At 62.1% G+C, this 24,194-nt stretch carries 31 protein-coding genes and 1 riboswitch; of the genes, 8 read left to right on the forward strand and 23 right to left on the reverse strand.

The window, feature by feature from the left end:
* Window positions 1–39: 39 nt before the first annotated feature.
* The 3 genes from HJA_RS02595 to HJA_RS02605 all read right to left on the reverse strand — a co-directional run bounded on the left by HJA_RS02595 (window position 40) and on the right by HJA_RS02605 (window position 1,942).
* Window positions 40–567 carry an LptA/OstA family protein gene (locus tag HJA_RS02595; RefSeq protein ID WP_035577714.1) on the reverse strand — a complete coding sequence of 176 codons (528 nt, stop codon included), beginning with the start codon at window positions 565–567 and terminating at the stop codon, window positions 40–42.
* Window positions 554–1,243 carry an LPS export ABC transporter periplasmic protein LptC gene (lptC, locus tag HJA_RS02600; RefSeq protein WP_051597273.1) on the reverse strand — a complete coding sequence of 230 codons (690 nt, stop codon included), beginning with the start codon at window positions 1,241–1,243 and terminating at the stop codon, window positions 554–556. Before lptC ends, HJA_RS02595 begins: the two co-directional genes overlap by 14 nt.
* Before the next feature lie 84 nt (window positions 1,244–1,327).
* Window positions 1,328–1,942 (reverse strand): ribonuclease D, encoded by a 615-nt coding sequence (locus tag HJA_RS02605; RefSeq protein WP_035577717.1) that lies wholly within the window; start codon window positions 1,940–1,942, stop codon window positions 1,328–1,330.
* 165 nt (window positions 1,943–2,107) lie between these two features.
* Between HJA_RS02605 and HJA_RS02610 the strand changes: the two genes are divergently transcribed.
* Both HJA_RS02610 and HJA_RS02615 read left to right on the forward strand, forming a co-directional pair.
* Entirely contained in the window at window positions 2,108–2,509 is a 402-nt protein-coding gene (locus HJA_RS02610; RefSeq protein WP_081814476.1) for a PaaI family thioesterase, read from the forward strand.
* 181 nt (window positions 2,510–2,690) lie between these two features.
* Window positions 2,691–3,731 carry a S66 peptidase family protein gene (locus tag HJA_RS02615; RefSeq protein WP_206741652.1) on the forward strand — a complete coding sequence of 347 codons (1,041 nt, stop codon included), beginning with the start codon at window positions 2,691–2,693 and terminating at the stop codon, window positions 3,729–3,731.
* Here HJA_RS02615 and HJA_RS02620 read toward each other — a convergent pair.
* Genes HJA_RS02620 through HJA_RS02645 form a run of 6 tightly spaced genes read right to left on the reverse strand, consistent with a single transcriptional unit; the run spans window position 3,728 to window position 7,882 of the window.
* The gene (locus tag HJA_RS02620; RefSeq protein WP_035578047.1) at window positions 3,728–4,183 is read right to left on the reverse strand and encodes a YaiI/YqxD family protein; all 456 of its coding nucleotides are present in this window, start codon (window positions 4,181–4,183) and stop codon (window positions 3,728–3,730) included. The two genes, HJA_RS02615 and HJA_RS02620, sit on opposite strands and share 4 nt — an antisense overlap.
* Before the next feature lie 5 nt (window positions 4,184–4,188).
* Window positions 4,189–5,358, reverse strand: a complete 1,170-nt coding sequence (locus tag HJA_RS02625) for an acyl-CoA dehydrogenase family protein (protein WP_035577721.1) — start codon at window positions 5,356–5,358, stop codon at window positions 4,189–4,191.
* 58 nt (window positions 5,359–5,416) lie between these two features.
* Window positions 5,417–6,310 carry a lysophospholipid acyltransferase family protein gene (locus HJA_RS02630; protein ID WP_051597274.1) on the reverse strand — a complete coding sequence of 298 codons (894 nt, stop codon included), beginning with the start codon at window positions 6,308–6,310 and terminating at the stop codon, window positions 5,417–5,419.
* Window positions 6,311–6,327: 17 nt separating this feature from the next.
* On the reverse strand, window positions 6,328–6,723 hold the full coding sequence (locus tag HJA_RS02635; protein ID WP_035577724.1) for a bleomycin resistance protein: 396 nt from the start codon (window positions 6,721–6,723) through the stop codon (window positions 6,328–6,330).
* Window positions 6,724–6,726: 3 nt separating this feature from the next.
* On the reverse strand, window positions 6,727–6,951 hold the full coding sequence (locus tag HJA_RS02640; RefSeq protein WP_035577726.1) for a hypothetical protein: 225 nt from the start codon (window positions 6,949–6,951) through the stop codon (window positions 6,727–6,729).
* Between the two features lie 10 nt (window positions 6,952–6,961).
* The gene (locus HJA_RS02645) at window positions 6,962–7,882 is read right to left on the reverse strand and encodes a homoserine O-succinyltransferase (protein ID WP_035577729.1); all 921 of its coding nucleotides are present in this window, start codon (window positions 7,880–7,882) and stop codon (window positions 6,962–6,964) included.
* Between the two features lie 74 nt (window positions 7,883–7,956).
* A riboswitch (SAM riboswitch) is annotated at window positions 7,957–8,035 on the reverse strand.
* Between the two features lie 55 nt (window positions 8,036–8,090).
* Here HJA_RS02645 and HJA_RS02650 point away from each other — a divergent pair.
* Window positions 8,091–8,708: an NAD(P)H-dependent oxidoreductase gene (locus HJA_RS02650; protein WP_035577731.1), complete on the forward strand. Its 618-nt coding sequence runs from the start codon at window positions 8,091–8,093 to the stop codon at window positions 8,706–8,708.
* Between the two features lie 6 nt (window positions 8,709–8,714).
* Here the strand turns inward: HJA_RS02650 and HJA_RS02655 are convergent, their stop codons facing one another.
* Window positions 8,715–9,167 carry a GNAT family N-acetyltransferase gene (locus HJA_RS02655; RefSeq protein ID WP_035577733.1) on the reverse strand — a complete coding sequence of 151 codons (453 nt, stop codon included), beginning with the start codon at window positions 9,165–9,167 and terminating at the stop codon, window positions 8,715–8,717.
* An 18-nt stretch (window positions 9,168–9,185) separates the two neighbouring features.
* On the opposite strand from HJA_RS02655, the gene HJA_RS02660 reads away from it, so the two are divergent.
* On the forward strand, window positions 9,186–10,523 hold the full coding sequence (locus HJA_RS02660) for a Y-family DNA polymerase (RefSeq protein ID WP_206741654.1): 1,338 nt from the start codon (window positions 9,186–9,188) through the stop codon (window positions 10,521–10,523).
* 64 nt (window positions 10,524–10,587) lie between these two features.
* On the forward strand, window positions 10,588–11,526 hold the full coding sequence (locus tag HJA_RS02665; protein ID WP_035577735.1) for an NAD(P)H-dependent flavin oxidoreductase: 939 nt from the start codon (window positions 10,588–10,590) through the stop codon (window positions 11,524–11,526).
* Between the two features lie 8 nt (window positions 11,527–11,534).
* Here the strand turns inward: HJA_RS02665 and HJA_RS02670 are convergent, their stop codons facing one another.
* From HJA_RS02670 to HJA_RS18305, 6 genes are all read right to left on the reverse strand, one after another.
* Window positions 11,535–12,080: a rhodanese-like domain-containing protein gene (locus HJA_RS02670; RefSeq protein WP_035577737.1), complete on the reverse strand. Its 546-nt coding sequence runs from the start codon at window positions 12,078–12,080 to the stop codon at window positions 11,535–11,537.
* A 93-nt stretch (window positions 12,081–12,173) separates the two neighbouring features.
* The gene (locus HJA_RS02675; protein ID WP_035577740.1) at window positions 12,174–13,073 is read right to left on the reverse strand and encodes a tyrosine recombinase XerC; all 900 of its coding nucleotides are present in this window, start codon (window positions 13,071–13,073) and stop codon (window positions 12,174–12,176) included.
* Window positions 13,074–13,121: 48 nt separating this feature from the next.
* Window positions 13,122–13,589: a YcgN family cysteine cluster protein gene (locus HJA_RS02680; RefSeq protein WP_241764277.1), complete on the reverse strand. Its 468-nt coding sequence runs from the start codon at window positions 13,587–13,589 to the stop codon at window positions 13,122–13,124.
* Entirely contained in the window at window positions 13,568–13,843 is a 276-nt protein-coding gene (locus HJA_RS02685) for a GNAT family N-acetyltransferase (protein ID WP_035577742.1), read from the reverse strand. Before HJA_RS02685 ends, HJA_RS02680 begins: the two co-directional genes overlap by 22 nt.
* A complete protein-coding gene (locus tag HJA_RS02690; RefSeq protein ID WP_035577744.1) occupies window positions 13,840–14,127 on the reverse strand; it encodes a GNAT family N-acetyltransferase in 288 nt (95 codons plus the stop codon). Before HJA_RS02690 ends, HJA_RS02685 begins: the two co-directional genes overlap by 4 nt.
* Before the next feature lie 102 nt (window positions 14,128–14,229).
* Window positions 14,230–14,406: a CsbD family protein gene (locus HJA_RS18305; protein ID WP_081814478.1), complete on the reverse strand. Its 177-nt coding sequence runs from the start codon at window positions 14,404–14,406 to the stop codon at window positions 14,230–14,232.
* Window positions 14,407–14,554: 148 nt separating this feature from the next.
* Here HJA_RS18305 and mnmC1 point away from each other — a divergent pair, with 148 nt between their 5' ends.
* Entirely contained in the window at window positions 14,555–16,411 is a 1,857-nt protein-coding gene (mnmC1, locus tag HJA_RS02695) for an FAD-dependent 5-carboxymethylaminomethyl-2-thiouridine(34) oxidoreductase MnmC1 (protein WP_035577747.1), read from the forward strand.
* Here the strand turns inward: mnmC1 and HJA_RS02700 are convergent.
* From HJA_RS02700 to HJA_RS18810, 5 genes are all read right to left on the reverse strand, one after another.
* Complete coding sequence (locus HJA_RS02700; protein WP_035577750.1) at window positions 16,391–16,600, reverse strand: hypothetical protein; 210 nt, start codon at window positions 16,598–16,600, stop codon at window positions 16,391–16,393. The two genes, mnmC1 and HJA_RS02700, sit on opposite strands and share 21 nt — an antisense overlap.
* Before the next feature lie 62 nt (window positions 16,601–16,662).
* The gene (pspC, locus tag HJA_RS02705; RefSeq protein ID WP_051597275.1) at window positions 16,663–17,115 is read right to left on the reverse strand and encodes an envelope stress response membrane protein PspC; all 453 of its coding nucleotides are present in this window, start codon (window positions 17,113–17,115) and stop codon (window positions 16,663–16,665) included.
* An 11-nt stretch (window positions 17,116–17,126) separates the two neighbouring features.
* Window positions 17,127–17,384: an envelope stress response membrane protein PspB gene (pspB, locus tag HJA_RS02710; RefSeq protein WP_035577752.1), complete on the reverse strand. Its 258-nt coding sequence runs from the start codon at window positions 17,382–17,384 to the stop codon at window positions 17,127–17,129.
* A 114-nt stretch (window positions 17,385–17,498) separates the two neighbouring features.
* Window positions 17,499–18,179 carry a phage shock protein PspA gene (gene pspA, locus HJA_RS02715; RefSeq protein ID WP_035577755.1) on the reverse strand — a complete coding sequence of 227 codons (681 nt, stop codon included), beginning with the start codon at window positions 18,177–18,179 and terminating at the stop codon, window positions 17,499–17,501.
* 28 nt (window positions 18,180–18,207) lie between these two features.
* The gene (locus HJA_RS18810; RefSeq protein ID WP_255342720.1) at window positions 18,208–18,339 is read right to left on the reverse strand and encodes a hypothetical protein; all 132 of its coding nucleotides are present in this window, start codon (window positions 18,337–18,339) and stop codon (window positions 18,208–18,210) included.
* A 208-nt stretch (window positions 18,340–18,547) separates the two neighbouring features.
* On the opposite strand from HJA_RS18810, the gene pspF reads away from it, so the two are divergent.
* On the forward strand, window positions 18,548–19,651 hold the full coding sequence (gene pspF / locus HJA_RS02720; protein WP_051597276.1) for a phage shock protein operon transcriptional activator: 1,104 nt from the start codon (window positions 18,548–18,550) through the stop codon (window positions 19,649–19,651).
* 2 nt (window positions 19,652–19,653) lie between these two features.
* On the opposite strand, the gene HJA_RS02725 is transcribed toward pspF, so the two are convergent.
* Together HJA_RS02725 and HJA_RS17760 are read right to left on the reverse strand one after the other, a co-directional pair.
* Window positions 19,654–20,013, reverse strand: a complete 360-nt coding sequence (locus tag HJA_RS02725; protein ID WP_035577759.1) for a response regulator — start codon at window positions 20,011–20,013, stop codon at window positions 19,654–19,656.
* On the reverse strand, window positions 20,010–23,273 hold the full coding sequence (locus tag HJA_RS17760; protein WP_051597277.1) for a PAS domain S-box protein: 3,264 nt from the start codon (window positions 23,271–23,273) through the stop codon (window positions 20,010–20,012). The genes HJA_RS02725 and HJA_RS17760 overlap by 4 nt, the downstream gene beginning before the upstream one ends.
* Before the next feature lie 308 nt (window positions 23,274–23,581).
* Between HJA_RS17760 and hpf the strand changes: the two genes are divergently transcribed.
* Window positions 23,582–24,175 carry a ribosome hibernation-promoting factor, HPF/YfiA family gene (gene hpf / locus HJA_RS02735; protein ID WP_035577760.1) on the forward strand — a complete coding sequence of 198 codons (594 nt, stop codon included), beginning with the start codon at window positions 23,582–23,584 and terminating at the stop codon, window positions 24,173–24,175.
* Window positions 24,176–24,194: the final 19 nt, after the last annotated feature.

Genomic DNA, 24,194 nt, shown 5'->3' on the forward strand with positions numbered 1-24,194 from the left:
TTCACATGCTTAAGATCGCTTTCACGATCCCGTTGAAATTCAATCATTCGTCCCATTTTGGGAGTCGGGATCGATCATCATGCGCGTGCGGCCATCGCCGCCATCCAATGTGGTGCGCCGGTTCGTGATCTCAAGCTTGAGCACTTCACCTTCTGCCACATCGCGCCCGCGCATCAGGGCGACATTGCCAGTCATGGTGATTGTATCGGTCGCAGCGACATAGACGCCGCGTTCCCCTTTGGCCTTCAGTTCGGGGGTCACATAGAAGACATCGCCCTCGGCCGTCATCGACTCGATCTGGCCGAAACTGCCGCCGACTGTGCCGGCGCCGCCGCCTTCCTTGCTGGCAAAGACCATCGTCACCTGATTGGCGCGCAGGCGGGCATCGCCCTGCTGGATGTCGACATTGCCGATCAGCAGCACCTTGCGTTCCCGCTCCAGGCTCTCGGTGCGGTCGGAATTGATGTAGATCGGCCCGCCTTCGGAGGAAATCTGGGCATGGGCCGGCGCGGCGAAGGCCGCAAACATGCCTGCCAGCAGAACGCCGAGTCGTCTAATTCGAGCCATCAGTTTCACCTTCACCCGTCGTTTCCATTTCTTCCTGCACCTCCTGGATGGGTGCCGGATAGATCACGGTGCGCACATTGCCGGCACAGACAATGCGATTGCCGTCATCGAGAACTTCATACGAGTCGCAGCGGATGTCGCCAAGGGGCCCTTGCCCCTGCAGCGGCGAAAGCCCCTCGACCCGGCCTTCCCCGACATAGACCCGCGCGCCCGAAGACACGAACGTATAGCCGGAGGCATCGGTAATGCTGACATCGTCATACAGCTCAAGAATGCCCGCATCCCGGTCATACATGCCGGTGGGTGCGCTCACCCGGCTGCCAGCTTCGTCCTGCAGGACCGGGGCTGTCAGGTCGACCGTCTGGTCCGTGCCGAGGCGGCGGCGCGCGGCATCTGCCGTGATCTGGAAGCTCTGCCCGCTGGAGTCGCGCCCGGTGAAGCGCGGGTTCACCATGGTCACCGACTCGTCCTTGGTCACCCGGACAGGCCGGGACTCGCTGGTCAGCGCGCTTTTGATGATGTGGCCGGCGAAGAATCCGATCGAAATGGCTGCGCCAGCCACGAACACCATGCGCAGGATCTTCACACGTTCCGAGCGCTGGCGCGCCTGGGCCAGCGTCAGCTGGCGGCGCGGGGCCCAGAGCGAGGCGGGATCATGGTGTGTGGCGGCGTCCATGCCGATGGCGAACCTGTAAGCAACTCAGCTGTTTTCTTAGCCGCGATCCTGCCATGACAAAAGCGGTGAAGGCATGGCAGCCGGTCAGCTATGGGCGAAAATGTCCTGATCGTCCCAGCCGGCCAGGTCCAGACGGGCCCGCATGGGCAGGAAATCGAAGCAGGCCTGCGCCATTTCCAGCCGGCCTTCACGGATCAGCATGGCCTCAAGGCCCGCCTTGATCTGGTGCAGATGCAACACATCGGAGGCCGCATACTGCATCTGCGCATCGCTCAGCTCGCCCGTGCCCCAGTCAGAGCTCTGCTGCGCCTTGGACAGTTCCACCCCCGCCACTTCGCGGGCGACATCCTTCAGGCCGTGGCGGTCTGTATAGGTGCGGGCGAGCTTCGAGGCGATCTTGGTACACCAGACCGGCGCGCAGGTGATTCCCATCCAGCGCAGCATCATGGCGATGTCGTAGCGGCCGTAATGGAAGATCTTGATCACCTTCGGATCGGTCAGCAGCGCCTTCAGGTTCGGGCAGTCATAGTCCCGGCCGAGCTGGACCAGGTGCGCCGTGCCGTCGCCGGACGACAGCTGCACCAGCGTCAGGTGGTCACGATGGAGGTTGAGGCCCATGGCCTCGCAGTCGATGGCGACGACGGGGCCGAAATCCATGTCGGCCGGCAGGTCGCCCTTGTGAAGTGTGATCCCGTTCATGAACGGGCTCTAGCATGAAAGCGGTTAAGGGCAAGTGTGAACGCTGCCCCGCGGGCAGGTCTTGGCCTGCCTGACCGGTGGGCTAGCCTGTTGGATAAGTCCGCCCGCCGGACCATGTACAATCCAATATATAGACCATGTATGCACCATATACAGGAGCCGGAAATGACCGCTGACCAGCTCACCGCCCTCGCCGCTTCCATGCCCTTCGCCAAACTCATCGGCTTTGAAGTGGTCGAGGCCGGAAAGGACAAGGTCGTCGCGCGGGCAACCGTCCGCGACGATCTCTGCACCGCGGGAGGCATCGCCCATGGCGGCTTCCTGATGACGCTGGCCGACTGTGCGGGGGCGCTCGGCGCCTTCCTGAACCTGCCGGAGGGCGCGAAGACGACCACCACGCCGGAGAGCAAGACGAACCTGATCGCGGCGGCGCCCGCCGGCTCGGTCCTCACCGCAACCGCGACGCCCGTCAGCATCGGGCGCCGCCTGCAGGTCTGGCAGACAAGGATCGAACGCCAGGACGGCAAACTCGTCGCCCTGACCACGCAGAGTCAGATGAACCTCTAGACGCGGGTTCCGTTCGATTGGCCGCATGAGACGACAAACACGCAGGCAGCGGACCTGATTTCATGGGGCCGGAAGGCCGGATCCCTGCAATCCCCTTTCAAATGCTTGTAGGCTGGTGCCATCAAACAACCGCCGTCCGTACACAACATTGCGGCGGCATGCAAAGGGAAGCGCGGAACACATGAACCGGAGACAGATCTTGGGGGTGGCAGGCGCAATGCTGGCGCTCGGGCCGCAGGCAATGAAGGCGGCAGCGCAGGCAAATACAAAGACCCCGGTTCTCCTGCCGCCGCGGCTGAAGGCGGGCGACACAGTCGGCCTGATCGAGCCGGCCTCTGCCACCTGGGAGCCGTTCGCCATCCAGCTGATCGAGGAGGCCCTCGGCAATCTCGGCCTGAAGTCGAAGCGGGCGCACAATATTCTGGACCGCGACGGCTATTTCGCGGGCGACGACAAAGCCCGCGCAGAGGGCGTGAACCAGATGTTCGGTGATCCCGATGCGAACGCCATAATGAGCGTGCGCGGCGGCTGGGGCACGGCGCGCATCCTGCCCTGGCTCGATTTCGACCTGATCGGGCAGAACCCGAAAGCCTTGATCGGATACAGCGACATCACCGCGCTGCACCTCGCCATTCATGCGATGACCGGCATGGTCACCTTCCACGGCCCGGTCGGTATTTCCGCCTGGGGCAAGCAGTCGCTGGAGACATTCAAGCCGCTGCTGTTCGACGGCGCCACGCCGGATTATGTGAACCCGGTCGCGGCGGAAGACCGGTTGGTGCAGCGCAAATGGCGTACCCAGACGATCACGCCGGGCACAGCCCGCGGGCGCCTGCTGGGCGGCAATCTGACCGTGATGACTGCTCTTGTCGGCACGCCCTACCTGCCCGCATTTGACGGCGCCATCCTGTTCTTCGAGGACATTGACGAGGCCGTCTACCGCGTCGACCGGATGCTGACGCAGCTCGGCCAGGCGGGCATCCTCGGGCGCGTCGCGGGCGTGATTGTCGGCAACTGCACCGATTGCAGCCAGGGCAACAGCATTGGCGGCTTCACCCTGACGGAAATTCTGGACCATCATCTGAAGCCGCTGGGCGTGCCGGCCTATTCCGGCGCCTTCATCGGTCATCTGACGGATCAGTTCACCGTGCCGGAGGGCGGCCTGATCGAAATGGACGCAGACGCCGGAACCTTCCGCCTGCTGGAACCGGCCGTGCGCTAAAGCGACTTTTTCAGGGCGACCATGGCGACTTCCATGGCGTTCAGGAAGTTCGAACGGTCCTGCTTCGTGAAGGGCGCCGCCCCTTTGGGGGCGCCTTCGCCGAGACCCGCGCGGAGGTCTGCATGGATCGCACGCACGGCGACCGCATTGCCAATGGAGGCATCGGTGAACGGTTTGCCATTGGGGCCGAGCACGCGGGCGCCCTTCTCCAGCGCGCGCTGGGCGAGGAGAATATCCGCCGTGATGACGAGGCTGGCGGGGCTGGCCTCATTCGCGATCCAGTCATCGGCCGCATCGAACCCGTCCGTGACGATCTGGCGGGAGATCAGCCGGTGCTCCGGAATGCGCAGATAGGAATTCGCGACAATCACCACCGGCACGCCATGGCGCAGCGCCACCCGATACACCTCCTCCTTCACCGGACAGGCATCGGCATCGACGAGGACTTTCAGGCCGCTCAAACCATGCCTCCGTCTGTCGGCAGGCCGAAGAGGATGCGGCCGGTCAGTTCCCAGGTGGCGGGGGCGGTGATGATGTGCTGGGTCATGGCCTGCGCATCCCGGAACTGGCGCTGGAGCGGAGAGGTTTCGAACAGGGCCGCGCCGCCGCCAAGCTCATAGAGGGTGCGGCAGATGTCAGCACCGGTGCGGGTGACATGGGTGCAGGCAAGGCGGAGGTCCGCGCGGGCCTCCATCGGGATTTCGTCAGAAGTCTGCGCAATTTCCCACACCCGGTCGATTTCGGCGAAGAGCAGCGCCCGGGCCGCGCGCCAGCTGGCTTCGGCCTGCGCATAGGCCGCTTGCACGGTCTGGCGTTCGGCCAGCGTCTTGGCAGAGCCCTGGTTCTTCTTGGCGGCGGCCAGCGCGTGGAATGTGTCGAGGCTGCCCCGCGCATTGCCGAGCGCCGCGGCACAGACACCCAGCGAGAGGAAGCCAAAGGGCGGGAATTTGTAGAGCGGACCGGTCTCTCGCGGATTGCCTTCCGCGAGGCGCACGCAGCGCCCTTCCGGCACGAAGATGTCCTTCACTTCGATGTCGCCGGAGCCTGTGCCTTTCAGGCCCATGACATGCCAGGTGTCGTGCAGCGTGGCCTCGGCCGCCGGGAAAACGGCCATCAGCGTCTCCGGCGCGCCGTTTGGCAGGCGCCGCATCTCGCCATTCTCCCAGACGGTGCAGCCACCCCCGAGCCAGGCGCTGTTCGCCGAGCCCGAGCCCCATTGCCAGCGCCCGGTGACGCGGTAGCCGTCTTCCGCCACCACGGCGCGGCCCATCGGCGCGAAGACGCCGCCGGTGATGACATGCGGATCATCGAAGATGGCCTCGGCCTCCTCCGGCGCCATGTAAGCGGCATTAAGCGCAGACGTGTTGGCGATCATGCAGCACCAGCCAGCGCTCGCATTCGCGGTTGAGAGCGTCTCGACGGTTTCGACAAAAGTGCGCGGGCTCGCCTCCAGTCCGCCGAAACGGCGCGGCGTGACAAGGCGGAAGACGCCTGCCTCCGCCATCTTGCGCGCCAGGTCTGCCGGCAGACGGCGCACCTCATCCATTTCGTTTGCGCGCTCTGCGAGTTCCGGCAGCAGGGCTTTTGCTGACGCCACAGGATCCGGCGTGTCTGTCTTCTGGCGCATGCGCCTCCCCTATTGTTCTTTTTCTCTCAAGCGATCTTCCGGAATGTCGCGCGCAGGATCAACGGTAGACTTTCGGTTTCTTCTGCTGGAAGCGCACGCCGGCCCGGGCGAGGCGGGCATGCTGGGCAGGGCCGGCGAGTTCATAGGTCCGCTCCCGCAGAAACTCCATCAAGCCGCGGCGCTTGCCTGCGGCAGCCAGATCATCCGGCGACAGCGTCTGCCCGATCTCCACCCGCAGCGACTGCCCCATGCGGCGGCGCACCTCGCGGAAGACGAGCGCGAGGCGCAGCTCCAATGACAGGTGGCTCGCCATCTGGAACAGGCGCGAATTCTGTCCGTCGAAAAAGACCGGCGTCACGGACGCATTGCCATGGGTGATGAGTTTCGCCGTGAAGGGCTTCCACTCATCGTCCACCGCCGTGCGGTCAAACGGACGCGGCGTGGTCGAGACGCCGCCCGAGGGGAAGACAATGACGCAGCCGCCATTCTTGATGTGGTCCAGCGCCGCCTTGCGCATGGCGACGTTAGCGGCCATGGCTTCGCGCGTGCCGGAAAAGTCGACACGGAGCAGATAGTCCCGCGCCTCGGGAATTCCGTCGAGAGCGGAGTTGGTCAGCACCCGGAAATCCGGCCGGCGGAGGCTGACCAGCCAGCAGATGACCAGCCCGTCCAGCACGCCGAAGGGATGGTTCGCCACAACGACCAGCGGGCCCTCTTTCGGGATCTCCGCGAGGCGGGACGCCGAGAACTGGACATCCAGATTCAGGAGGCGGATTGCCGCCTCGAAGAAGGGCACGTCATTGGCGAGGTGTTCGCGGTAATGCTGGTAAAGTTTCTTCAGCCGCGGCTGTCCGGAGAAACGCTCCACCATCCGCACCAGATGGCGCTTCACCGGATCCTCGAAATAGGACGCGTAGGAGAGTTCCGGAGAAGGCGCTTCGGCGGGAATCATCGCGCTGTTCTACGATGTCACAGCAATTCCGAGAAGCGGAGAAGATAGCCGTCCGGGTCCTGCACCACGCATTGGCGCACGCGGATGGGTTCGTCGTCGCGCAGATAGGTCTTCTCTTCGAGACCCTGGATCAGGGGCGCTCCAGCGGCGAGGGCCGCCTCGCATAGGGCAGCGGCATCCTCCACCGCGATCTGGAAATTGACGCCCCGGCCATAAGGCGCCTCCAGCGGCCCGGCGAGCCAGGTGCGCCCGACCGGTTCCTCCAGCATAAACTCAGCCCCGTTCCGTTCGATATAGGCGAAGCGTTCCTCAGGGCGCTGGTAGACGATGGAGAAGCCGAGGGCGCCGCAATAAAAATCGAGGCTGCGCGCGAGGTCGCTGACATAGAGCTCAGGGACGAGGGCCGCGGTCATGACTCAGTCCTGCACGCCCTCGACGTCTTGCTTCCCAGCGGACATCATTTGTCGCTGTCCCTTCTGCCAGTGCCTGTAAGCAAGCACACCGAGATTGAGTGGCACCAGCAAAGCGACAACAACAGCGCAAGCCAACCATAAAGTATCATGACCGTTGAAATTCGACCAAACGGCACCTCCCACAGCCAGGAAGGCAACAATCCTCGTCCAGTTGAGCCAATCACGCATCGTTCATGCCTCATCCCTTCCCGATCTCGGCGAGATCATACGGCGTGGACTGATAGACCTGGTTTACCCAATTGCCAAACAGGAGGTGCGCGTGGCTGCGCCAGCGGTTCAGCGGCTTGCGGGTCGGGTCGTCGTCCGGGAAGTAATTGTGCGGAATGTCGATGTCGCTTCCGGCGGCCACATCGCGCTCGTATTCTTCCTTCAGGGAGAACGAGTCATATTCCACATGGTTGAACATGAAGACGCTGCGGCTCGGCGCATGTTCCAGAAGGCTCGGCCCGGTGGCCGGGCAATCGACCAGCAGGTCCAGTTCCGGCCGGGCGAGCACATCTTCGGCATGCACTTCCGTCCAGCGGGAGACCGGGATCAGGAAGTCGTCCGAAAAGCCGTTGAGGTAAGGCGAGGCCGGCGCAAGATTACGCTGGCGGTAGACGCCGAAAGCCTTCTTCGCCAGCTGGTATTTCGGCAGCTTGTGGAAGTACCAGGCCGCCGCCATCGCGCCCCAGCAGATGAACAGGTTCGAATGCACATTCGTCCGTGTCCAGTTGAAGATCTGCGTCAGCTCATCCCAATAGGTAACGTCTTCGAAATCCAGCTGCTCGACCGGCGCGCCGGTGACGATGAAGCCGTCGAACTTGCGGTCTGCCACTTCCTCCCAGGTTTCATAGAAGCTGATCAGATGATCTGCAGAGGTATTCTTCGGCGTGTGATTGCCGATGCGGATCAGCGACAATTCCACCTGCAGCGGCGATGCCCCGAGCAGGCGCGCGATCTGCGTCTCCGTGCGGATCTTGTTCGGCATCAGGTTCAGGAGGCCGATCTGCAGCGGGCGGATGTCCTGCCGCGCCGCCTCTGACGCACGCATCACCGCCACGCCTTCTTTGAGGAGGGTCTCACGGGCAGGCAGGGCATCAGGAATCTTGATCGGCACAGGGTTTACTCTCGCTTGGATCGGCCAGCTTAGGACTTGAAAACAAGGAAAAAAGGGGGCGCGGAACGGGTCTATACTTCCTGCGCGCGGCCCTTTTAGCGACTTGTTTTACGTGGCTGCAAGCCGGCCGGCCAAATCACCACGATGATGCGCATGTAGCGCCGGATGCAGCGCGGGACAAGGCCTGCATTGCGTTGCCAGTGGAGACATGATCTATCTGCGGCCCGTGACCTCCATCCTGCTGATCAACGGCCACCAGCCTTTCCCGACCTCACCGGGCAGGCTGAACCAGGCCTTTTGCGACCGCGCGCAGGCGCATTTCGAGACGGGCGGCGCCACCGTCCGGCAGGTCCGCACCGCAGAGCCGTGGGATCTGGAGCGGGAAGTCGAAAACCAGCTCTGGGCAGATCTGATCTTCCTGCAGTTCCCGCTGAACTCGATGGGCCTGCCCTGGTCGCTGAAACGCTACCTGGATGAAGTCTATACGGCCGGCATGGATGGCCGCCTCGCCCGCGGCGACGGACGCAGCCGGAAGGACCCGACGCGGCAGTACGGATCCGGCGGCAAACTTGAAGGCAAACGCTACATGTTGTCGGTGACGCTGAACGCGCCGAGAGAGGCGTTCGAGGACCCGGCCCAGACATTGTTCGCAGGCCGCAGCCTGGAGGAGCTGCTGGCCCCGGTGCATATCAATTTCGCCTTCTTCGCCTTGACGCCATTGCCGACCTTTGCCGCGCACGATGTCAGCAAGGCCCCGCAGATCGAGGATGATTTCGAACGCTTCGATGCGCACCTGAGGACACATGCTTCAGGCTTTGCACCTTAAGACGCTCTAACCGAGCGGGTGCACGAGATGCGGCAGGGTCCGGCCCGGGATGGAGCCGGATTCGGCGGTGCCGCTGCGGACGGCACCGAGGCCCTCATAGAAAGCGGCGGCGTCCGGGTCTGAATCGATCACCAGGTTCTTCGCGCCATTTTCCCGCGCGACGCGGCAGGCCCAGACATAGAGCAGCTTGCCCGTCCCCTCCCCCAGCCGGTCCGGATCCACGAACAGCTTCTCCAGCACCGCATCCTCGCCCTGTTTCGAGAGCTGCACGACCCCCGCAATGCCGCGCTTGTCTTCGGCCAGCATGACGGCGTCTTCGGCCAGATCTTCCGGCGTCAGGGTGAGTTCCGCCTCAAAGGCCTTCAGCATGTCGCCGGAATAGCCCCAATGGGCCTTGGAGCGCAGGCAGAGGCCGGAGAGCGCGGCAAGTTCGCCGGATTTCGGTTCGCGCAGAATCATGGGGAGCCTCGCTTCCAAATGAACCGGCCGCTTGACTCCGGCGCACAAAATGTTCTCTTTATGTTCACGTTCGTTTTCCGGGTCCGTCCGATGCGCCTGCCGACTGAAATCGAGTCTCTGTATATCGACTTCGATGCCTTCTTCGCAAATGCCGAAAAGCAATTGCGGCCGGAACTGCGCGGCCGGCCGGTGGGGGTGATCCCGCTGGAGTCCGAATATTCAGGCCTGATCGCCCGCTGTTACGAGGCGAAGGCCTACGGTATCCGGCGCGGCACATCGGTGCGGGAAGCCCGGGCACTGTGTCCCGGCATCGCCCTGCCGGTCGCCCGCCACGATGAGTATGTGAAACTGCATCACAGGATCCTGGCGGAGCTGGACCGGCATGTGCCGGTGCGCAAGGTGTGGTCTGTGGACGAGATGGAGTGCGCGCTGATCGGCTCTGAACGGCGGCGGGGCGAGAACATCGCGCAGAGCATCCGCTGCGGCCTGAAAGAGGCCATCGGACCGTGGATGACGGCCTCCATCGGGCTTGCGCCGAACCAGTTCCTGGCCAAGGTCGCCGCAGAAATGAACAAGCCGGAAGGCCTGGTCGTGCTGCGCCCGGAAGACCTGCCCGGCCCGCTATTCGATCTGGATCTGCAGGACCTGCCCGGCATATCCGGCCGGATGCATACGCGCCTTGGCAAGGCCGGAGTGTTCACGGTGGAGCAGTTGTGGAACCTGTCCCCCAAACAGGCCCGCGCCATCTGGAATAGTGTGGAAGGCGAGCGGATGTGGGCACAGCTGCACGGCTATGCCGTCTCCCGGCCGGAAACGGAGCGACGCATGTTCGGACACGGACGGGTTCTCTCCGGAGAATGGCGGCAACCGGACAAGGCTCGCGGCTGCCTGCGCCTGCTGACGGCGAAGGCGGCCCGGCGTCTGCGCCGCGAGAATTATCTCGCTCGCGCCATTCATGTGTCCATCGGCGCACAGGACGGCCGACGGTGGAGCGGCGATGCCAGCTTCTCCCCGGCCCGGGACGATCACACTTTCCTGCAGCATACCTCCGTCCTGTTCGATGCCGGGATGGAAGCACTGGGCTCACGGCACCTATCGAAAGTTTCAGTCTTCCTGCACCAGATCAGCCGGCCGGGTGAAACCAGCGGCGACCTGTTCGAACAGGCAAGCTGCGCAACGGAACGCGCCCGCTGGGAACGGGTGACGGATGCAATGGATGCGCTGAATGCCCGCAACGGCGCCTGCGTCGTCTCACTCGGCCCGCGCAAGGAGCCGCCCGGTGGCTATGCCGGGGCAAAAATTGCCTTTGGCCGTGTGCCGGATCTGAATGATTTCCTGACCGCCCCGGCAGACTGACGCAAGGCAAGGGCTTGCAGGCCGGGCCGATCCCGCCTTCTCTGCCCCTCAGGAGGAAACAATCATGAGCGCCAAGCCCGTCCCGACCCGCATCACCGACATGCTCGGTATCGAAAAGCCGATCATCCAGGCCGCCATGGGCTGGATTGCCCGGTCGCAATTGTCGTCTGCCGTCTCGAATGCCGGAGGCATGGGCATCATCGAAACCTCTTCCGGCGAACTGGATGCCGTGCGGGAAGAGATCAAGAAGATGAAAACGCTGACGGACAAGCCGTTCGGCGTGAACGTGGCACAGGCTTTCGTGCGCGATCCGGACATTATCCAGTTCGTGATCGACCAGGGGATCAAATTCGTCACCACATCCGCCGGGGACCCGATGAAGTATACCGGCATGCTGAAAGAAGCAGGCCTCACCGTCTTCCACGTCGTGCCGTCGCTGCAGGGCGCGATGCGCGCGATTGAGGCGGGCGTCGACGGCCTGATCGTGGAGGGGGGCGAAGGCGGCGGATTCAAGAACCCGAAGGATGTGGCCTCCATGGTGCTGATCCCGCAAGTCTGCGAAGCGGTGGACGTGCCGGTGGTCGCTGCTGGCGGCATCATGGATGGGCGAACCATGGCGGCGGCCTTCTGCCTTGGTGCCGAAGGGGTGCTGATGGGCACGCGCATTCTCTCCTCCGCAGAGAGCCCGGTGCACCAGAACTGGAAGGACGCGATTGTCGGCGCGGATTCCACCGACACTGTGTTCCTCAACCGCTCAGGCCCCGGCCCTGCCCTGCGCGCCTTGCGCACGGAACGGACGGACCGCATCCAGAAGGAAGGCGTAGAGAATATCTTCGGAGAGTTTGCCGGCACGCAGGACGTCTATTTCGGCGGAAACCTTGAAGCCGGCATCGCCCTGACCGGTCAGGTCGCCGGCCGCATCAAGGAGGTGAAGCCCATCGCGCAGATCTTCGAGGAAACGATCGAGGAATATCACCGCGTGGTGTCAGGGCTTCCCCGTTAGCAGGTGGATCAGGGCGCCTGCAGGTCGCTGACCCAGTGGATCTCCGGATCCTCCAGCGAATGCATGCCCTTCAGCTCAAAGACGTTCTTGTAGCCATAACCATAGAGATTGATGAAGGTCGGCACGTTGAGGGCCAGCGGCGCGCTTTTCAGCATCACTGGCGCCACATCGTCTTCGAAATTGTTATTGCAATAGATCAGGATGCGCGTGTCCTTTGACGGGATCGCGGCCGCGAGCTTCTCTTCGGTGAAGTCGGAGAAGTTCACATTGATCGCGCCTTCGATATGGCCCATCGCAAAGGCTTCGGCGCTGCGGGAATCGAGAATGATCGTGCCGGGCTCGGCCTTCATCTCGTTGAACTCGATCAGGGGAACAAGATGCTGCTGGCGATAGGCAGCCACTTCTTCAGAGACACCGAGGAAGCCGTCATAATCGATGAAAGAATCCCGCTCCTGCGCATTCGCCGCCAGGCCGCAGCCGATGAATGTCGCAATGGTCAGAATGCCAATCAGCGCATTCCGTATACGGCGATTCTGTTCACTTCCTGCGCTCACGGCGCGTCTCCCTTGTCTGCTTGCCCCTAACATCGCGCGCAATTGCGGCAGGATCAAGGGCAGCAGATGCCGGCAATACGGAGTTTACAACCTTCAGGCGCGCGGATGGGCGGCGGCGTGCACTTCCCGCAGACGGCTCGCATCGACACCGGTATAGACCTGCGTGGTGGAGAGCGAGGCGTGGCCGAGCAGCGTCTGGATGGCGCGAAGGTCTGCCCCGGCCGCCAGAAGATGCGTCGCAAAGGCATGGCGCAAGGCGTGCGGCGTTGCCGTGTCCGGCAGCCCGAGCAGGCCGCGCAGGCGCTGGACAAGTCCCTGGATCAGGCGCGGGTTCAACGCCCCGCCCTTTGCGCCCCGGAACAGGGGTTGCGTGCGGGTCAGTGCATAGGGGCATTGTTCCGCATAGAAATTGATGGCGTCGCGCACAGCCGGGATCAGCGGCACGATCCGCACCTTTCCACCCTTACCCGTGATGCGCAGGCGTTCAGGTGCGGGGACATCCGCGCCGGTCAGGCTCAGCGCTTCGGAGATACGAAGGCCTGCCCCATAGAGGAGCGACAGCACGGCCGCATCGCGGGCATTGATCCAGGGCGCAACATCCGGATCGTCGGCCGCTTCATCGATCATGTCCTTCGCCGCTTCGGCGGAAACCGGCCGCGGCAGGCGTTTCGGGCGCTTCGGCCCCTGCAGGTACGCCACCTCCGCATTCTCGATGTCAAAGGCCCGGTTCAGCCAGCGATACAGCGCCTTGATGGACGAGAGCAGCCGCGCGACCGAAGCGTCAGATAGGCCATCCCGCCGGCGCTGGGCAATATGGGCGCGGATGTCGCGCGCCTTCAGCTCTCCCAGCAGCTTCGGCGTCGGCTCCTCGCCCATATGATGGCGCAGGAAGTTAAAAAATTCCGCCAGATCAGAGCGGTAGGCCTCCACCGTCTTGGCGGCCATGCGGCGCTCATGGGAAAGGTATTCGACAAAGGCAGGCAGCGTTTCCATCCCGCCAGTCTCTCAGACCCGGCTTAAGGAGAAGTTGTCAGCCGCGTCTCAGGGCTCGTTGCCTTCCCAGTCGACGATCCAGTCTTCCGGGTCTTCGTCGAAGACGGTGTCTTCGGACACGGTCCGCCCCCGGATGGAATTGCCGGTTGTGTGGACACGGTTGCGGTCTCCGCAGACGAGATAGTGCCAGTCCGGCAGGTCCTTGCCTTCCAGCACGAGGCGGTAGGCACAGGTGCGCGGCATCCATTTGATTTCGGCCACGTTTTGCGGCGTCAGGATCACGCAATCCTCGACAATCTTCTTGCGGTTTTCGTAGTCCATGCAGGCACAGGCCTGCCCGTCGAGCAGGCGGCAGTGCAGCTTTGTGTAGGCAATCTCGCCGGTGTCTTCATCTTCCAGCTTCAGCAGGCAGCATTTGGCGCAGCCGTCGCAAAGCGACTCCCACTCGTCCCGCGTCATCTGTTCGAGCGTTTTCTGTTTCCAGAACGGGGCCGTCATGCCTGAACGGCCGACCATTCGGGCGTTTTCTCGATCAGGGCGCTGGCGAACCAGCAGCTGGACGAGACCATCTCGCCGCTGGCGATGACATCCGCCATCACGGTTTCAACAAGGCGCTTGCCAAGGCCGCGCCCGCCCAGTGGGCCCGGCACGATCGTGTGCGTGATATGGACCTGTCCGTCGCGCGGGCGCTCATAGGTGAGATAGGCTTCGATGCCATTCTCGAAATACGAATAGCGCATCCGGTTCGGGTCGTGGGTAATCTCGCTCATGCCAGAACGTCCTGCCATTCCTTGTGTTTCTCAATCTGCGCCTTCGCAAAGGGGCAGAGGGGGATGATCTTCAGGCCTGCCGCGCGGGCGTCTTCGACGGCGCGCTGCACCAGTGCCACGCCAACCCCACGCCCGCCAAGCGCTTTCGGCACGCCGGTGTGATCAATAATGATGCGGGAAGTGCCGGCTTTCGAATAGGTCATCTCGGCTTCATGGCCGTCGACGACGGTCACATACCGCCCGCCGGTCTCGCCATCTTCCTGGCGGATCTCGAAAGTCTCCATGGCTCGCTCCTGCTGCGTCTCCCCTATCTGGGCGGCGAAAACCTTCCGTGCAAGCGAAAGCCGCCCGGAGTTACCGGACGGCTTGCTTGAAAGCGGATTGGCTTAGGAAACCTTTTTCACAGCATCCTTCGCATCGCCGACTTTCTCGCGGACTTCGCCTTCGGCCTTGTCCATTTTGCCCTTCATTTCCAGGCTCTTGTCGCCGACGGCCTTGCCGGTGGCTTCCTTCAGCGTACCCTCGGCCTTCTTGGTGGCGCTTTTCACATGTTCCTTGTCCATAATGCGTCTCCTTTTCTGTGCCGCTTTTGTGCGGTCACTCAATCAACGTGCGACTGCGAGGAAAGGTCCGAACTTTCTGAAATAGTTTGCCGGATGCGTGATCTCGCCCTCTGTTCAATACGCGCGCGCGAGGCTAGGCCACCTGCCCATGACCCGCCTGCTGACCCAACCTGAAATCGACTGGAAAGACGACGGCACGCCCGTCGCCCGGGCGGCGGGCGACGTCTATTTCACTGCCGGCGATGGTCTCGGCGAAACCCGGGCCGTTTTTCTGGCGGGGTGCGGCCTGCCGGAGGCGTGGTGTGGGCGGGAAACCTTCACCATCGGCGAAACCGGGTTCGGAACGGGGCTGAATTTCCTCGCGGCCTGGGATCTGTGGCGCCAGACGCGGCCTTCGCCCACCGCTTACCTACATTTTGTCAGCTATGAGGGCTTTCCCCTCGCTAAAGACGACGCGGAACGCGCCCTCTCCGCCTGGCCGGAGCTGGCAGACCTGTCCGAGCGCCTCATTGCAGTCTGGCCCGGCCCGGTACGCGGCGTCCGCCATTTCATCTGGCCGGAAGACGGGGTGACACTTACCCTTCACCTCGCTGATATTGCAGAGTCTTTTCCGGACAGCGTTTACCATGCCGATGCCTGGTTTCTCGACGGGTTCAGCCCCGCGAAGAATGAAGCCATGTGGGCGCCGGACCTGTTCAAATGGGTAAGTGAACGCAGCGTACCGGGTGCGCCAGCGGCAACCTTCACCGTCGCGGGCGCCGTGCGGCGCGGACTGGCCGACGCCGGGTTCTCCGTCGCCAAAGCGCCTGGTCATGGCAGGAAGCGGGAGCGTCTGGAGGCGCGCCTGGCCACGCCGCCCGCCCCGGAACCGGATATTTTCGGTTTGAACCGCCCCCTCCCCCGCGCAAACCGTGTTGCCATTCTCGGTGCAGGCATTGCCGGGGCAAGCGCAGCCCATGCGCTGCAGCAGCTCGGCGCAGAACCGGTCATTTTCGACCCGGCAGACGGCCCCGCCAGCGGCGGCAGCGGCAATCCGATGGGCCTCGTCATGCCGCGCCTCGATGCCGGGGACACCGCGCAGGCCCGCTTGCTGGTCGATGCCTATCTTGCTGCTCGGCACGCCTATCGGGGGCGGCCGGGGGTGACGGAAACGGACGTCCGGCAGGTTCCGAAGGACGACGCGGAAACGGCCCGGTTCGAAAAGCTGCTGGCAGACCCGCCCCTGCCGCTGGAGGATCTGGAAGCCCTCGCTGGCGGCGGCCTGCTGCACAAGCGCGCCCTGATCGTGGAGCCGGCGAAGCTGATCCCTTCCCTGCTTGCGGGTGTAAAACAGCATTATGGCGCCGCGCCGGAGGTGGATCTGGCAGCGCGGACCGTGAATGGCGCTGAGTTCGACGCCATCATTCTCGCCAATGGCATGGCGGCGGGCAGCATGCTGCCCTGGCTGGAACTGGAAGCGCGCATGGGTCAGGTGGATTTCACCGAAGGCCCCGCCGATGCACCGCCTTTCGCCATGGCGAGCGGAACCTATGCGCTGGCCCTTGGCAGGAACCGCCTCTGGGGCGCGACCTTCGAGAAGGTTGCGCCGGATGCGGCGCCCTTCACTTCGGAGGCAGCCCGCGCGGAAAATCTGAGGGGTGTGGAAACGCTCTCCCCCTACTGGGTCCGTGACGCACGGGGCGAAAACCTCGCCTCCCGGGCCAGCCTGCGGGCAACCACGACTGACCGCCTGCCCCTGATCGGCGCGGTGCCGGACCATAACGCCTTCCTCGACGCCTTTGCCGGGATGCGAAAAGGGCGCCCCGCAGATGCGGACGCCCCTTTGCTGGATCGTGTTTTCATTTCGTCTGGCTTTGGCGCCCGGGGCTTTACCTGGGGCCCCTGGGCCGGGTCCATTCTCGCCGCCCGCCTCTGCGGCGCGCCTGCCCCGGCCAGCCGGTCCGCGCTGGAGGCAGTTGCCCCGGCGCGGCTGCTGCTGAGAGCCTTAAAGCGCGGTCGCGCCTAGCGCATCGGCGGTGCGGATCACCGCCAGGCGCAGGCCGCCATCCTCATGCGGGGTGAAAGACAGTTCCAGCCCCGCCATTTCGAAGGCCATGTGGCCTTGCATCATTGAAAACCCGACCATGGCCGCCACGGTAACCAGCGTGATTGCGAAAATCAGCCAGTTGCTGGTCAGATAGGTCCCCTTGCTCATTGTTCCGTTCCTTTACCGGAGTCTGTCAGTTGATATTGCCGCTGGTTTGTTTTGTGTGCGGATCAGTTATTGCCTTGTTCGAGATCGCGGAATTCCTTGCGCAGGCGCCACTCGTCTGATGTGACCTTGCGCTCGATGCTCCGCAGACGCTCGTCGAGGTCCATGAAGGTGTATTTGAGATTGCCGAAGGTGACGCGCGGCCGGTCTGAAACGTTGCGCCAGAATGCGTCTTCATCCGGGGAGACCGACGCCAGGCCAAAAGGGCGGCGCGGCGTGATCATCCAGATTGTGACGTATGCGATCAGGGCGAGCGGCCCCATCACGAAGAAGAAGGCAAGCACGGCCAGGACACGGACCAGGACCGGCTCCCAGCCAAAGCGCTCGGCGAGGCCACCGCAGACACCGGCGATGACCTTGTCTTCGCGGGAGCGGTAGAAACGCTTGGGATTGGGGGAACCATAAATCCGGTCTTCGCCGTGAACGGCATCGCGGTATGGGCGGGAGTGGCGGGACATTTATTTATTCCTCAGTCGTCAAAAGTGGGGCGGGAGCGGCGGGGCGGAGGGCGTTGTTCCTCCGCCTCCCCGGCTTCGAGCAGACGCTCGAGCGTTTCGATACGGCGTTCCATGGCCTTGGCCGAACGCCAGAGGTCTTCCATCATCCGCTCATCGTCCGGCATCAGGGTCTTCTGCTTCCGCCACTGGGTGATGTAGTGGAAGATGATACCGGGAAACCCGATGAAGATGATGCCAACGATGGCAATGGCCATAAATTCCTCAGGCATCAGGCGGCCTCATTCTTCTTGGCGCGGCGGTCTTCAAGTTCCAGCGCGACCAGTCCAGGCGTGCAAACCACGGTCAGAAAGCCGGCAAGGCAGGCGAGCGAAAACAGCATGTGATCAGCCCTCCGACTTCTTGGACGACGACTTGGAACGTTTTGCCTTCAGGGCAGCGAGTTCCTTCTCGATGCTTTCGTCCTGCTCGAGGGCAGCGAACTGGGCTTCGAGGGTCGGCTCGGCGCCGCGGATCTGGTCGGCATAGGCTTCCATCTCGTCGACCTTGCGCTCGATATTGCCGTAGCGGGCAAGCGCTTCGTCGACGCGGCCGTCATAGACCTGGCTGCGCATGCGGATCCGCTGTTCGGCGGCTTCGCGGCGCATCATCAGGGCACGATGCTTTGCCTTGGCCTCGTCGAGCTTCGCCTGCAGCTTGGACAGATCGTCCTGGCGCTTCTCGAAGGCCTCTTCAGCCGCGGCCATGGCATTCTTGCGGCGGTCGATTTCGGCTTCGGCCTTCTGCTTGGCGATCAGGGCGCCGCGGGCCAGGTCTTCACGGCCCTTGTCGATGGCGAGTTCGGCCTTGTTGGCCCAGTCGTCACGCACAGAGGTGAAGTGGGCGATGTCGCGTTCCATCTCTTTCTTGTCGGCCATGGCACGGGCAGCCGCGGTACGAACCTCGACCAGCGTGTCTTCCATTTCCTGAATGATCAGGCGTGCGATTTTTTCGGGGTTCTCGGCATTGTCGAGCATCGCATTGATGTTCGAGTTGATGATGTCACCGAGGCGGGAGAACAGACCCATTGTGGTGTCCTTTCGTGTCAGGGGAGGATTAGAAGAAGAAACCGCCGAGGAAGACGCCCGCGGCAAAGAACATCCAGGTCTCTGCGGAACGGGTCGACAGCCACCGGCCAAAACGGCCTGTGTCCGATCGGGCTTCTGAGCGGGTGTAACGGTCTTCCATTTTCTGTTTCGTCCTTCTGGTTTCGAGCAACGCCCGTCGCTCTGAGCTCTTCTCTCATTTCAAGGACCGTGCCAGACCAAAATTAATTTTGTAAGTTGTTGATTTTGCTTGATAAAAAAGTTTCTCAGCATCATCCGCGAAATATTTTTTCGTTTTTTCCAATATTTTTTTAGTCGATTTTACATTTGTTTTTGACTATTTTGACCAAATGATTGGTCAAACCACACAGCTCATCGGGGAATCCCCTGCCTGGCTCAGCGCTCAGGAGCATGTTTCCCGCGTCGCCACGCTGGAACGGCCGATTTTGGTGATCGGGGAGCGCGGCACTGGCAAGGAATTGATCGGCGAACGCCTGCACTTCCTGTCAAAGCGCTGGGAAGGCCCGTTCGTGAAGGTGAATTGCGCCGCCTTGTCGGAAACACTGCTCGACAGCGAGCTTTTCGGGCATGAACGCGGCGCCTTCACCGGCGCGACCGAGCAGCGCAAAGGCCGGTTCGAACTGGCAGACGGCGGCACGATCTTCCTCGACGAGATCGCCACCGCGTCCCAGCAGGTGCAGGAGAAACTGCTCCGGGTGGTCGAATATGGAGAGTTCCAGCGCCTCGGCGGGTCACGCGTGCTGACCACCAATGTGCGCATCGTCGCCGCGACCAATGCAGACCTGCCTGCCATGGCGGAGGCAGGCGAGTTCCGCTCAGACCTGCTCGACCGGCTCGCCTTTGACGTGATCACCCTTCCGCCACTGCGCGCCCGGCGGGGGGACGCCACTCTGCTGGCCGATCATTTTGCCCGACGCATGGCCATTGAGATGGGGGAAGACTTTCCCGGCTTCGCCCCGTCCGCCATTGCAGCGATCGAAGCGCATGACTGGCCGGGCAATGTGCGGGAGCTGCGCAATTTCGCCCAGCGGCTGGCACACCGCTCCATGGTCATGACACCCGGAGAGCCGGTTGTGTTTGACCCGGCAGCCCTCGATCCGTTCGAGTCGCCCTGGCGGCCGCAATCATCGCCCGGCAAGCCCGCCCCTGCCCGTCCAGCGCCGCCTGTTTCATTCGAAGCGGAACCCGGACGTATCGATCCGTCTGTGACGGCCGATTTCCAAGCCCAGGTGGCGGCATTCGAGATGCGCCTGATCGATGAAGCGCTCAGCTGGGCCAAGGGGCATCAGGGCCAGGCAGCCGATGCGCTTGGTCTGACCTATCATCAATTCCGCGGCCTTTTGAAAAAGCACGATTACGGAAAGAAGCCCGGAAAGCCGAAAGACGAAGAAGACGGCGCGCCCCTCAACGGCGGTCCGCGCCCTGCCATGTGAGATCAGTATCCGCAGAAGGCCTTCATCTGGCCGATAAGGTTTGCGTAGTCGATTGGCTTGGTCAGGACGGGATGGTTCGCAAACTTTTCGTCCTGATGATAAGTGTCATTCCCGGACAGGAAAACAAATGGGGTTCCATCCGCCTGAAGACGTTCTGCGATCGGTGTGGACGTGGTGCCCCGTAGGTTCATGTCCAGAATGGCCGCACCAACCGGCCGCTCGTCCAGAATCGCCAGGGCTTCCTCGACACTCCCGACCGGATTGAGTACCGGATACCCAGCCTCCTGTAATCTCATCTGAACGTCGATTGCGATGAGGAACTCATCCTCAACCAGCAGAATGGGGCTTTTTTCCGAAGTCATCTGACACCTTTCTTCCGGAACCTGAACTGCGCCCAGAGGCCTTCCGGCCTGTACTCAATCTGAACCTTTCCATCCAGCGTATGGGCCAGGCTTTGCTCAATCAGCACGCTGCCAAACCCGCGGCGCGTTGGCGGCGTCACCGGTGGGCCACCCGTCTCGACCCAGGTGAAGATGGCCTCGTTCTGCTCCAAGTCGCTCCCGCGCTTCCAGGTCACTTCAAGCTGGCCGTTTTCGGTCGACAGAGCGCCGTATTTGGCAGCATTGGTCGCCAGCTCATGCAGGATGAGCCCGAACGTATGGGCCGCTTCCGGGCCCAGTACGAGTTGGGGTCCGGACATCGACACCTGCCCGTCCAGGCCGCCAGGCGCGTAAGGCAGCACCTGGTCGCGCACCAATTGGGAAATGTCGGCATTGCTGCGGGTCGTATCGATCAGCAAGTCATGGCATTTCGAAATCGCCATGAGACGTCCGACAAAGGTTTCCCGGAAGGACTCAAGGTCGGAAGCCTCCCGCAATGTGTGCGACGCGATGGTCTGAACCGTTGCCAGCGAGTTCTTTACCCGGTGGCTGAGTTCGTTGACCAGCATTTCACGGTGCTGCTCGGCCTTCTTGCGGTCGGAAATATCGAAGCCGGACGCCACAACATGGGTCACCGTTCCACTCTCATCCAGAACGGGTGCCAGCAGATTTGCCACAGCGATCCGTCCGTCTCCGGAGGTCCGGACTGTTGTATCATGACGAACGCGCTCCCCCTGCGCCGCTCGCAGAACACAGAGGCGCAGCTCATCTCGGGCATCGGCATCATGGGACCACCAATACGTCTCCCAGAAATGCTTCCCCACGACATCTGACGCCTCAAGCTTTGCCGTCGCCAACGCAGACTCATTCACATCCACAATAATGCCATCCGGCGTCATCAGGGTCACGAACGAAATCAGATTGTTCAGAATGGCGCGTGCGTGCTCTTCCTGCTCGCGCAGTTTCGCTTTGGCCTGCTTCTCCCTGGAAATATCTGAATAGTATACGGCAAGCCCGTCATCGACCTTCGCAGCCGTGGCCTTGTACCAGATTCCCCTACCGGAGCGCGCCGGATAGAAGAACTCCCCCTGCCAGGGCGCGCCATTTTCTGCAGCATCGATGAGCTTGTCGAACACCCCCAGATCCGGCAGCAGGGGCGCTTGCCGGAGCAAAGTGGTTGAGAGCATGGTATCAGGATCCAGGCGGGACAAACGCTGAGCGGCCGGGTTGGCATAGACGATACGAAAATCGGTTATCTTCTTGTCGGCCCCGCGTACACTCCTGAAGATAATGAAGCCGTCCGGTGTGGTCTGGTGGAAGGCCCGAAGCCGGGCCTCGCTTTCTTTCAACCGCAATTCGGACCGCTTGCGTTCAGTGATGTCCGAGAATGTCACCGCAAACCCCGCCTCGATCCTCACCGCAGCGATACGAAGCCAGCCCTTTTTTTCCGGGATAGGTAACGGAATTTCCGTTTCAAGCGGCTCGCCCGTTTCGACCAGGTACACACAAGCCTCAAAGAGAGGATGCTGCAGGTCGATTTTCGTGTCCTTCCGCAGCGTCTGTCCCACCATCACACTGGCGGGCCTGCCGGCAATCCGTTCGGCCGCCGGGTTTGCATATTCGCAGACGAAATCCGCAATGCCGCCCTGCTCGTCAAACACAGTACGGAACATCAGGAAGCCATCGGGCGTGGTCTGCTGAGCGGCCCGGAACCGTTCCTCGCTGCGCCTCAGCTCAAGCTCGGCGCGCTTCGAATCGCTGATGTCGGTGAAAGAGACGGCAAATCCATCATCCACTCGCACCGCCGAATAGCGGAACCATCCAAATGTTCCATTGGAAAGCGGGAATTCGAGTTCGCCCTGAATTGTCTCACCCGTTTCGACTACACGGCAATACGCATCGAAAAGCCCGATGTCCCGGTTGCGGGGGTTCCTCTGCAGCATCCCGTGGCCGGTCATCTCGGCCGGATCGATCATCAGCATTCTGCCAGAGGCCGGGTTTCCGTACTCGCAGATAAAATCCTCGATCTCGCCTGAGGAATTCCGTGCACTGCGGAACACCATGAAGCCATCCGGGGTTGTTTTCTGGATTGCCTGGAACCGCGTATTGCTGGCGTCCAGCTCCTGCCGCATCTGCTTTTTCTCGGTGATGTCGTCGATCACCGAAATCATGTACTCGACTTCACCCTTTTGATTGTGGGCACAGGACACGGACAGGCTTGCCCAAACGACACTGCCATCCTTGTGGGTATAGCGCTTCTCGATATGCATCGAATTGCGCTCGCCAGAGAGCATTTCCTCCATGAGGTCGAGCCCCTCCTGAAGATCCTCCGGATGCGTCAGGGACTGGAAATCACAATCCTTCAATTCCTCTTCGGAATAGCCGAGGATCTCGCAAACCTTCCGGTTTGCACGCAGCCATCTTCCGTCTGGCGCAACTTGCGCCATGCCGACGGCTGCGTTCTCGAATATTGCACGGAAACGTTCCTCGCTCCGGTGAAGGGCATCATCCTTCTGTTTTTCCTGCGTGATGTCTTCGATCACCGAGATAAAATAGTCGACATCCCCGCTCTTCGAGCGAGCGCACCCAACCGTCAGTTTGACCCAGACAAGCGTCCCGTCCTTCCGGAAGTAGCGCTTCTCCATGGAATACGAGTCGCGCTTGCCCGCGATCGTCTCTTCCAGAAGGGACAAGTCGATATGCAGATCGTCCGGATGGGTAATGTCCTGGAAGGTCAGCTGCATCAGCTCATCGGCTTTATATCCGGTGATGTCGCAGGCCTTCTGGTTCACCTGCAACCAGGACCCGTCCGTGCCGACAATCGCCATCCCGACGGCCGCATTCTCAAATGTGGCCCGGAAACGTGCTTCACTTTCGGCGAGCGCCTGGGACGTATTATGCTTTTCCGTGATGTCGCTGATAATCGCGACGAAATGCTCGACCTTGCCTTGCGCGTCGCGCGCACAGCCCACAGTGAGGATCGCCCAGACGATGCTGCCATCCTTGTGGATATAGCGCTTGTTCATCTGGAAGGAGCGCCGCTTCCCGGCGAGCATCTCCCGGAACAGCATGATCTGAAGTTCGACATCGTCGGCATCGGTGACAGCATCGGTGTGCCTGCCAGCGAGTTCTTCCGGCTTGTAGCCCAGCATTTCAGCGAAACGGAGATTGCACCGCAGGATCGTGCCGTCGGAATCGATGTGCGCAATGCCGACCGCACCATATGCCAACGGGTTCGTCATCCCCTCTCCGTCAAGGGGAGGAAGGGACGTGTCATCAATCCGCTGGGCGGTGGACCTGTTCATGAATGCTCACACTTTGTTCGAATTGTTTAGCCCGCTACGAATGAGTCATCGATTAAAGGTGAAATGTCCCGCCGCACCTGTCAAACAGGGAAAACGGCGCCTCTCACAAACCTCAGACGCGAATGGAGGGAATGTAACGCCGCACCCTCTTTTTGCCGGCCCCAGTCTCGCCCATCTCTTCAGTAGGAGTCGCGTCGTGCGATATTCTGGGTCATAATGGCCATCCAAAAAGAAGGAGACCGCTCGTGCAGATACAGATTACTGGCAAGCATATGGACCTCGGTGATGCTCTTCGGGGCCGGATCGAAACGGGACTGGAAGCAGCGGTCAGTAAGTATTTCAATCGAACCGGCGACGCCCGCGTGTTCGTGTCCCAGCAGGGGCCGTTCGTGGAAGTAGACTGTAACGTCCACCTGCCGTCGGGAATTATCCTGCAATCGACCGGCAAGGCAGGCGATCCCTATGCCGCCCTGGAAGACAGCCTGGACAAGATGGAAAAGCGCGTGCGCCGCTACAAGCGCCGCCTGAAGGACCACCATGCAGGCAATACCACCATGCCCATCGAACCGGCTGCAGAATCCGTTATTCAGGTAAATGGATACGATACAGACACCGACGAAGAGCTCCCCGAAGCCTCTGGCGACACCCCGCTGACCGTGGCTGAAACGGCTGTCCATATCCGCACGATGAGCGTTTCTGAGGCAGTCATGCAGCTGGAACTGCAGGAAGTTCCGGCACTCATGTTCAGAAATGCTGGCCATGGGCGCCTGAATATGGTGTACCGCCGACCGGACGGGCACATTGGTTGGGTGGATCCAGCAGACGCCTCCAGAAACTGAGGCGCCCAACGGAAGCGAG

It is taken from the genome of Hyphomonas jannaschiana VP2, from assembly GCF_000685215.1.
Taxonomy (GTDB): Bacteria; Pseudomonadota; Alphaproteobacteria; order Caulobacterales; family Hyphomonadaceae; genus Hyphomonas; species Hyphomonas jannaschiana.

What these genes read in the sequence shown, in the direction of transcription:
- HJA_RS02595 (WP_035577714.1), bottom strand. Translation starts at nt 567, where the DNA reads ATGGCTCGAATTAGACGACTCGGCGTTCTGCTGGCAGGCATGTTTGCG.
- lptC (WP_051597273.1), bottom strand. Translation starts at nt 1,243, where the DNA reads ATGGACGCCGCCACACACCATGATCCCGCCTCGCTCTGGGCCCCGCGC.
- HJA_RS02605 (WP_035577717.1), bottom strand. Translation starts at nt 1,942, where the DNA reads ATGAACGGGATCACACTTCACAAGGGCGACCTGCCGGCCGACATGGAT.
- HJA_RS02610 (WP_081814476.1), top strand. Translation starts at nt 2,108, where the DNA reads ATGACCGCTGACCAGCTCACCGCCCTCGCCGCTTCCATGCCCTTCGCC.
- HJA_RS02615 (WP_206741652.1), top strand. Translation starts at nt 2,691, where the DNA reads ATGAACCGGAGACAGATCTTGGGGGTGGCAGGCGCAATGCTGGCGCTC.
- HJA_RS02625 (WP_035577721.1), bottom strand. Translation starts at nt 5,358, where the DNA reads ATGCGCCAGAAGACAGACACGCCGGATCCTGTGGCGTCAGCAAAAGCC.
- HJA_RS02630 (WP_051597274.1), bottom strand. Translation starts at nt 6,310, where the DNA reads ATGATTCCCGCCGAAGCGCCTTCTCCGGAACTCTCCTACGCGTCCTAT.
- HJA_RS02635 (WP_035577724.1), bottom strand. Translation starts at nt 6,723, where the DNA reads ATGACCGCGGCCCTCGTCCCTGAGCTCTATGTCAGCGACCTCGCGCGC.
- HJA_RS02640 (WP_035577726.1), bottom strand. Translation starts at nt 6,951, where the DNA reads ATGCGTGATTGGCTCAACTGGACGAGGATTGTTGCCTTCCTGGCTGTG.
- HJA_RS02650 (WP_035577731.1), top strand. Translation starts at nt 8,091, where the DNA reads ATGATCTATCTGCGGCCCGTGACCTCCATCCTGCTGATCAACGGCCAC.
- HJA_RS02655 (WP_035577733.1), bottom strand. Translation starts at nt 9,167, where the DNA reads ATGATTCTGCGCGAACCGAAATCCGGCGAACTTGCCGCGCTCTCCGGC.
- HJA_RS02660 (WP_206741654.1), top strand. Translation starts at nt 9,186, where the DNA reads ATGAACCGGCCGCTTGACTCCGGCGCACAAAATGTTCTCTTTATGTTC.
- HJA_RS02665 (WP_035577735.1), top strand. Translation starts at nt 10,588, where the DNA reads ATGAGCGCCAAGCCCGTCCCGACCCGCATCACCGACATGCTCGGTATC.
- HJA_RS02675 (WP_035577740.1), bottom strand. Translation starts at nt 13,073, where the DNA reads ATGGAAACGCTGCCTGCCTTTGTCGAATACCTTTCCCATGAGCGCCGC.
- HJA_RS02680 (WP_241764277.1), bottom strand. Translation starts at nt 13,589, where the DNA reads ATGGTCGGCCGTTCAGGCATGACGGCCCCGTTCTGGAAACAGAAAACG.
- HJA_RS02685 (WP_035577742.1), bottom strand. Translation starts at nt 13,843, where the DNA reads ATGAGCGAGATTACCCACGACCCGAACCGGATGCGCTATTCGTATTTC.
- HJA_RS02690 (WP_035577744.1), bottom strand. Translation starts at nt 14,127, where the DNA reads ATGGAGACTTTCGAGATCCGCCAGGAAGATGGCGAGACCGGCGGGCGG.
- HJA_RS18305 (WP_081814478.1), bottom strand. Translation starts at nt 14,406, where the DNA reads ATGGACAAGGAACATGTGAAAAGCGCCACCAAGAAGGCCGAGGGTACG.
- mnmC1 (WP_035577747.1), top strand. Translation starts at nt 14,555, where the DNA reads ATGACCCGCCTGCTGACCCAACCTGAAATCGACTGGAAAGACGACGGC.
- HJA_RS02700 (WP_035577750.1), bottom strand. Translation starts at nt 16,600, where the DNA reads ATGAGCAAGGGGACCTATCTGACCAGCAACTGGCTGATTTTCGCAATC.
- pspC (WP_051597275.1), bottom strand. Translation starts at nt 17,115, where the DNA reads ATGTCCCGCCACTCCCGCCCATACCGCGATGCCGTTCACGGCGAAGAC.
- pspB (WP_035577752.1), bottom strand. Translation starts at nt 17,384, where the DNA reads ATGCCTGAGGAATTTATGGCCATTGCCATCGTTGGCATCATCTTCATC.
- pspA (WP_035577755.1), bottom strand. Translation starts at nt 18,179, where the DNA reads ATGGGTCTGTTCTCCCGCCTCGGTGACATCATCAACTCGAACATCAAT.
- HJA_RS18810 (WP_255342720.1), bottom strand. Translation starts at nt 18,339, where the DNA reads ATGGAAGACCGTTACACCCGCTCAGAAGCCCGATCGGACACAGGCCGT.
- pspF (WP_051597276.1), top strand. Translation starts at nt 18,548, where the DNA reads ATGATTGGTCAAACCACACAGCTCATCGGGGAATCCCCTGCCTGGCTC.
- HJA_RS02725 (WP_035577759.1), bottom strand. Translation starts at nt 20,013, where the DNA reads ATGACTTCGGAAAAAAGCCCCATTCTGCTGGTTGAGGATGAGTTCCTC.
- HJA_RS17760 (WP_051597277.1), bottom strand. Translation starts at nt 23,273, where the DNA reads ATGACGAACCCGTTGGCATATGGTGCGGTCGGCATTGCGCACATCGAT.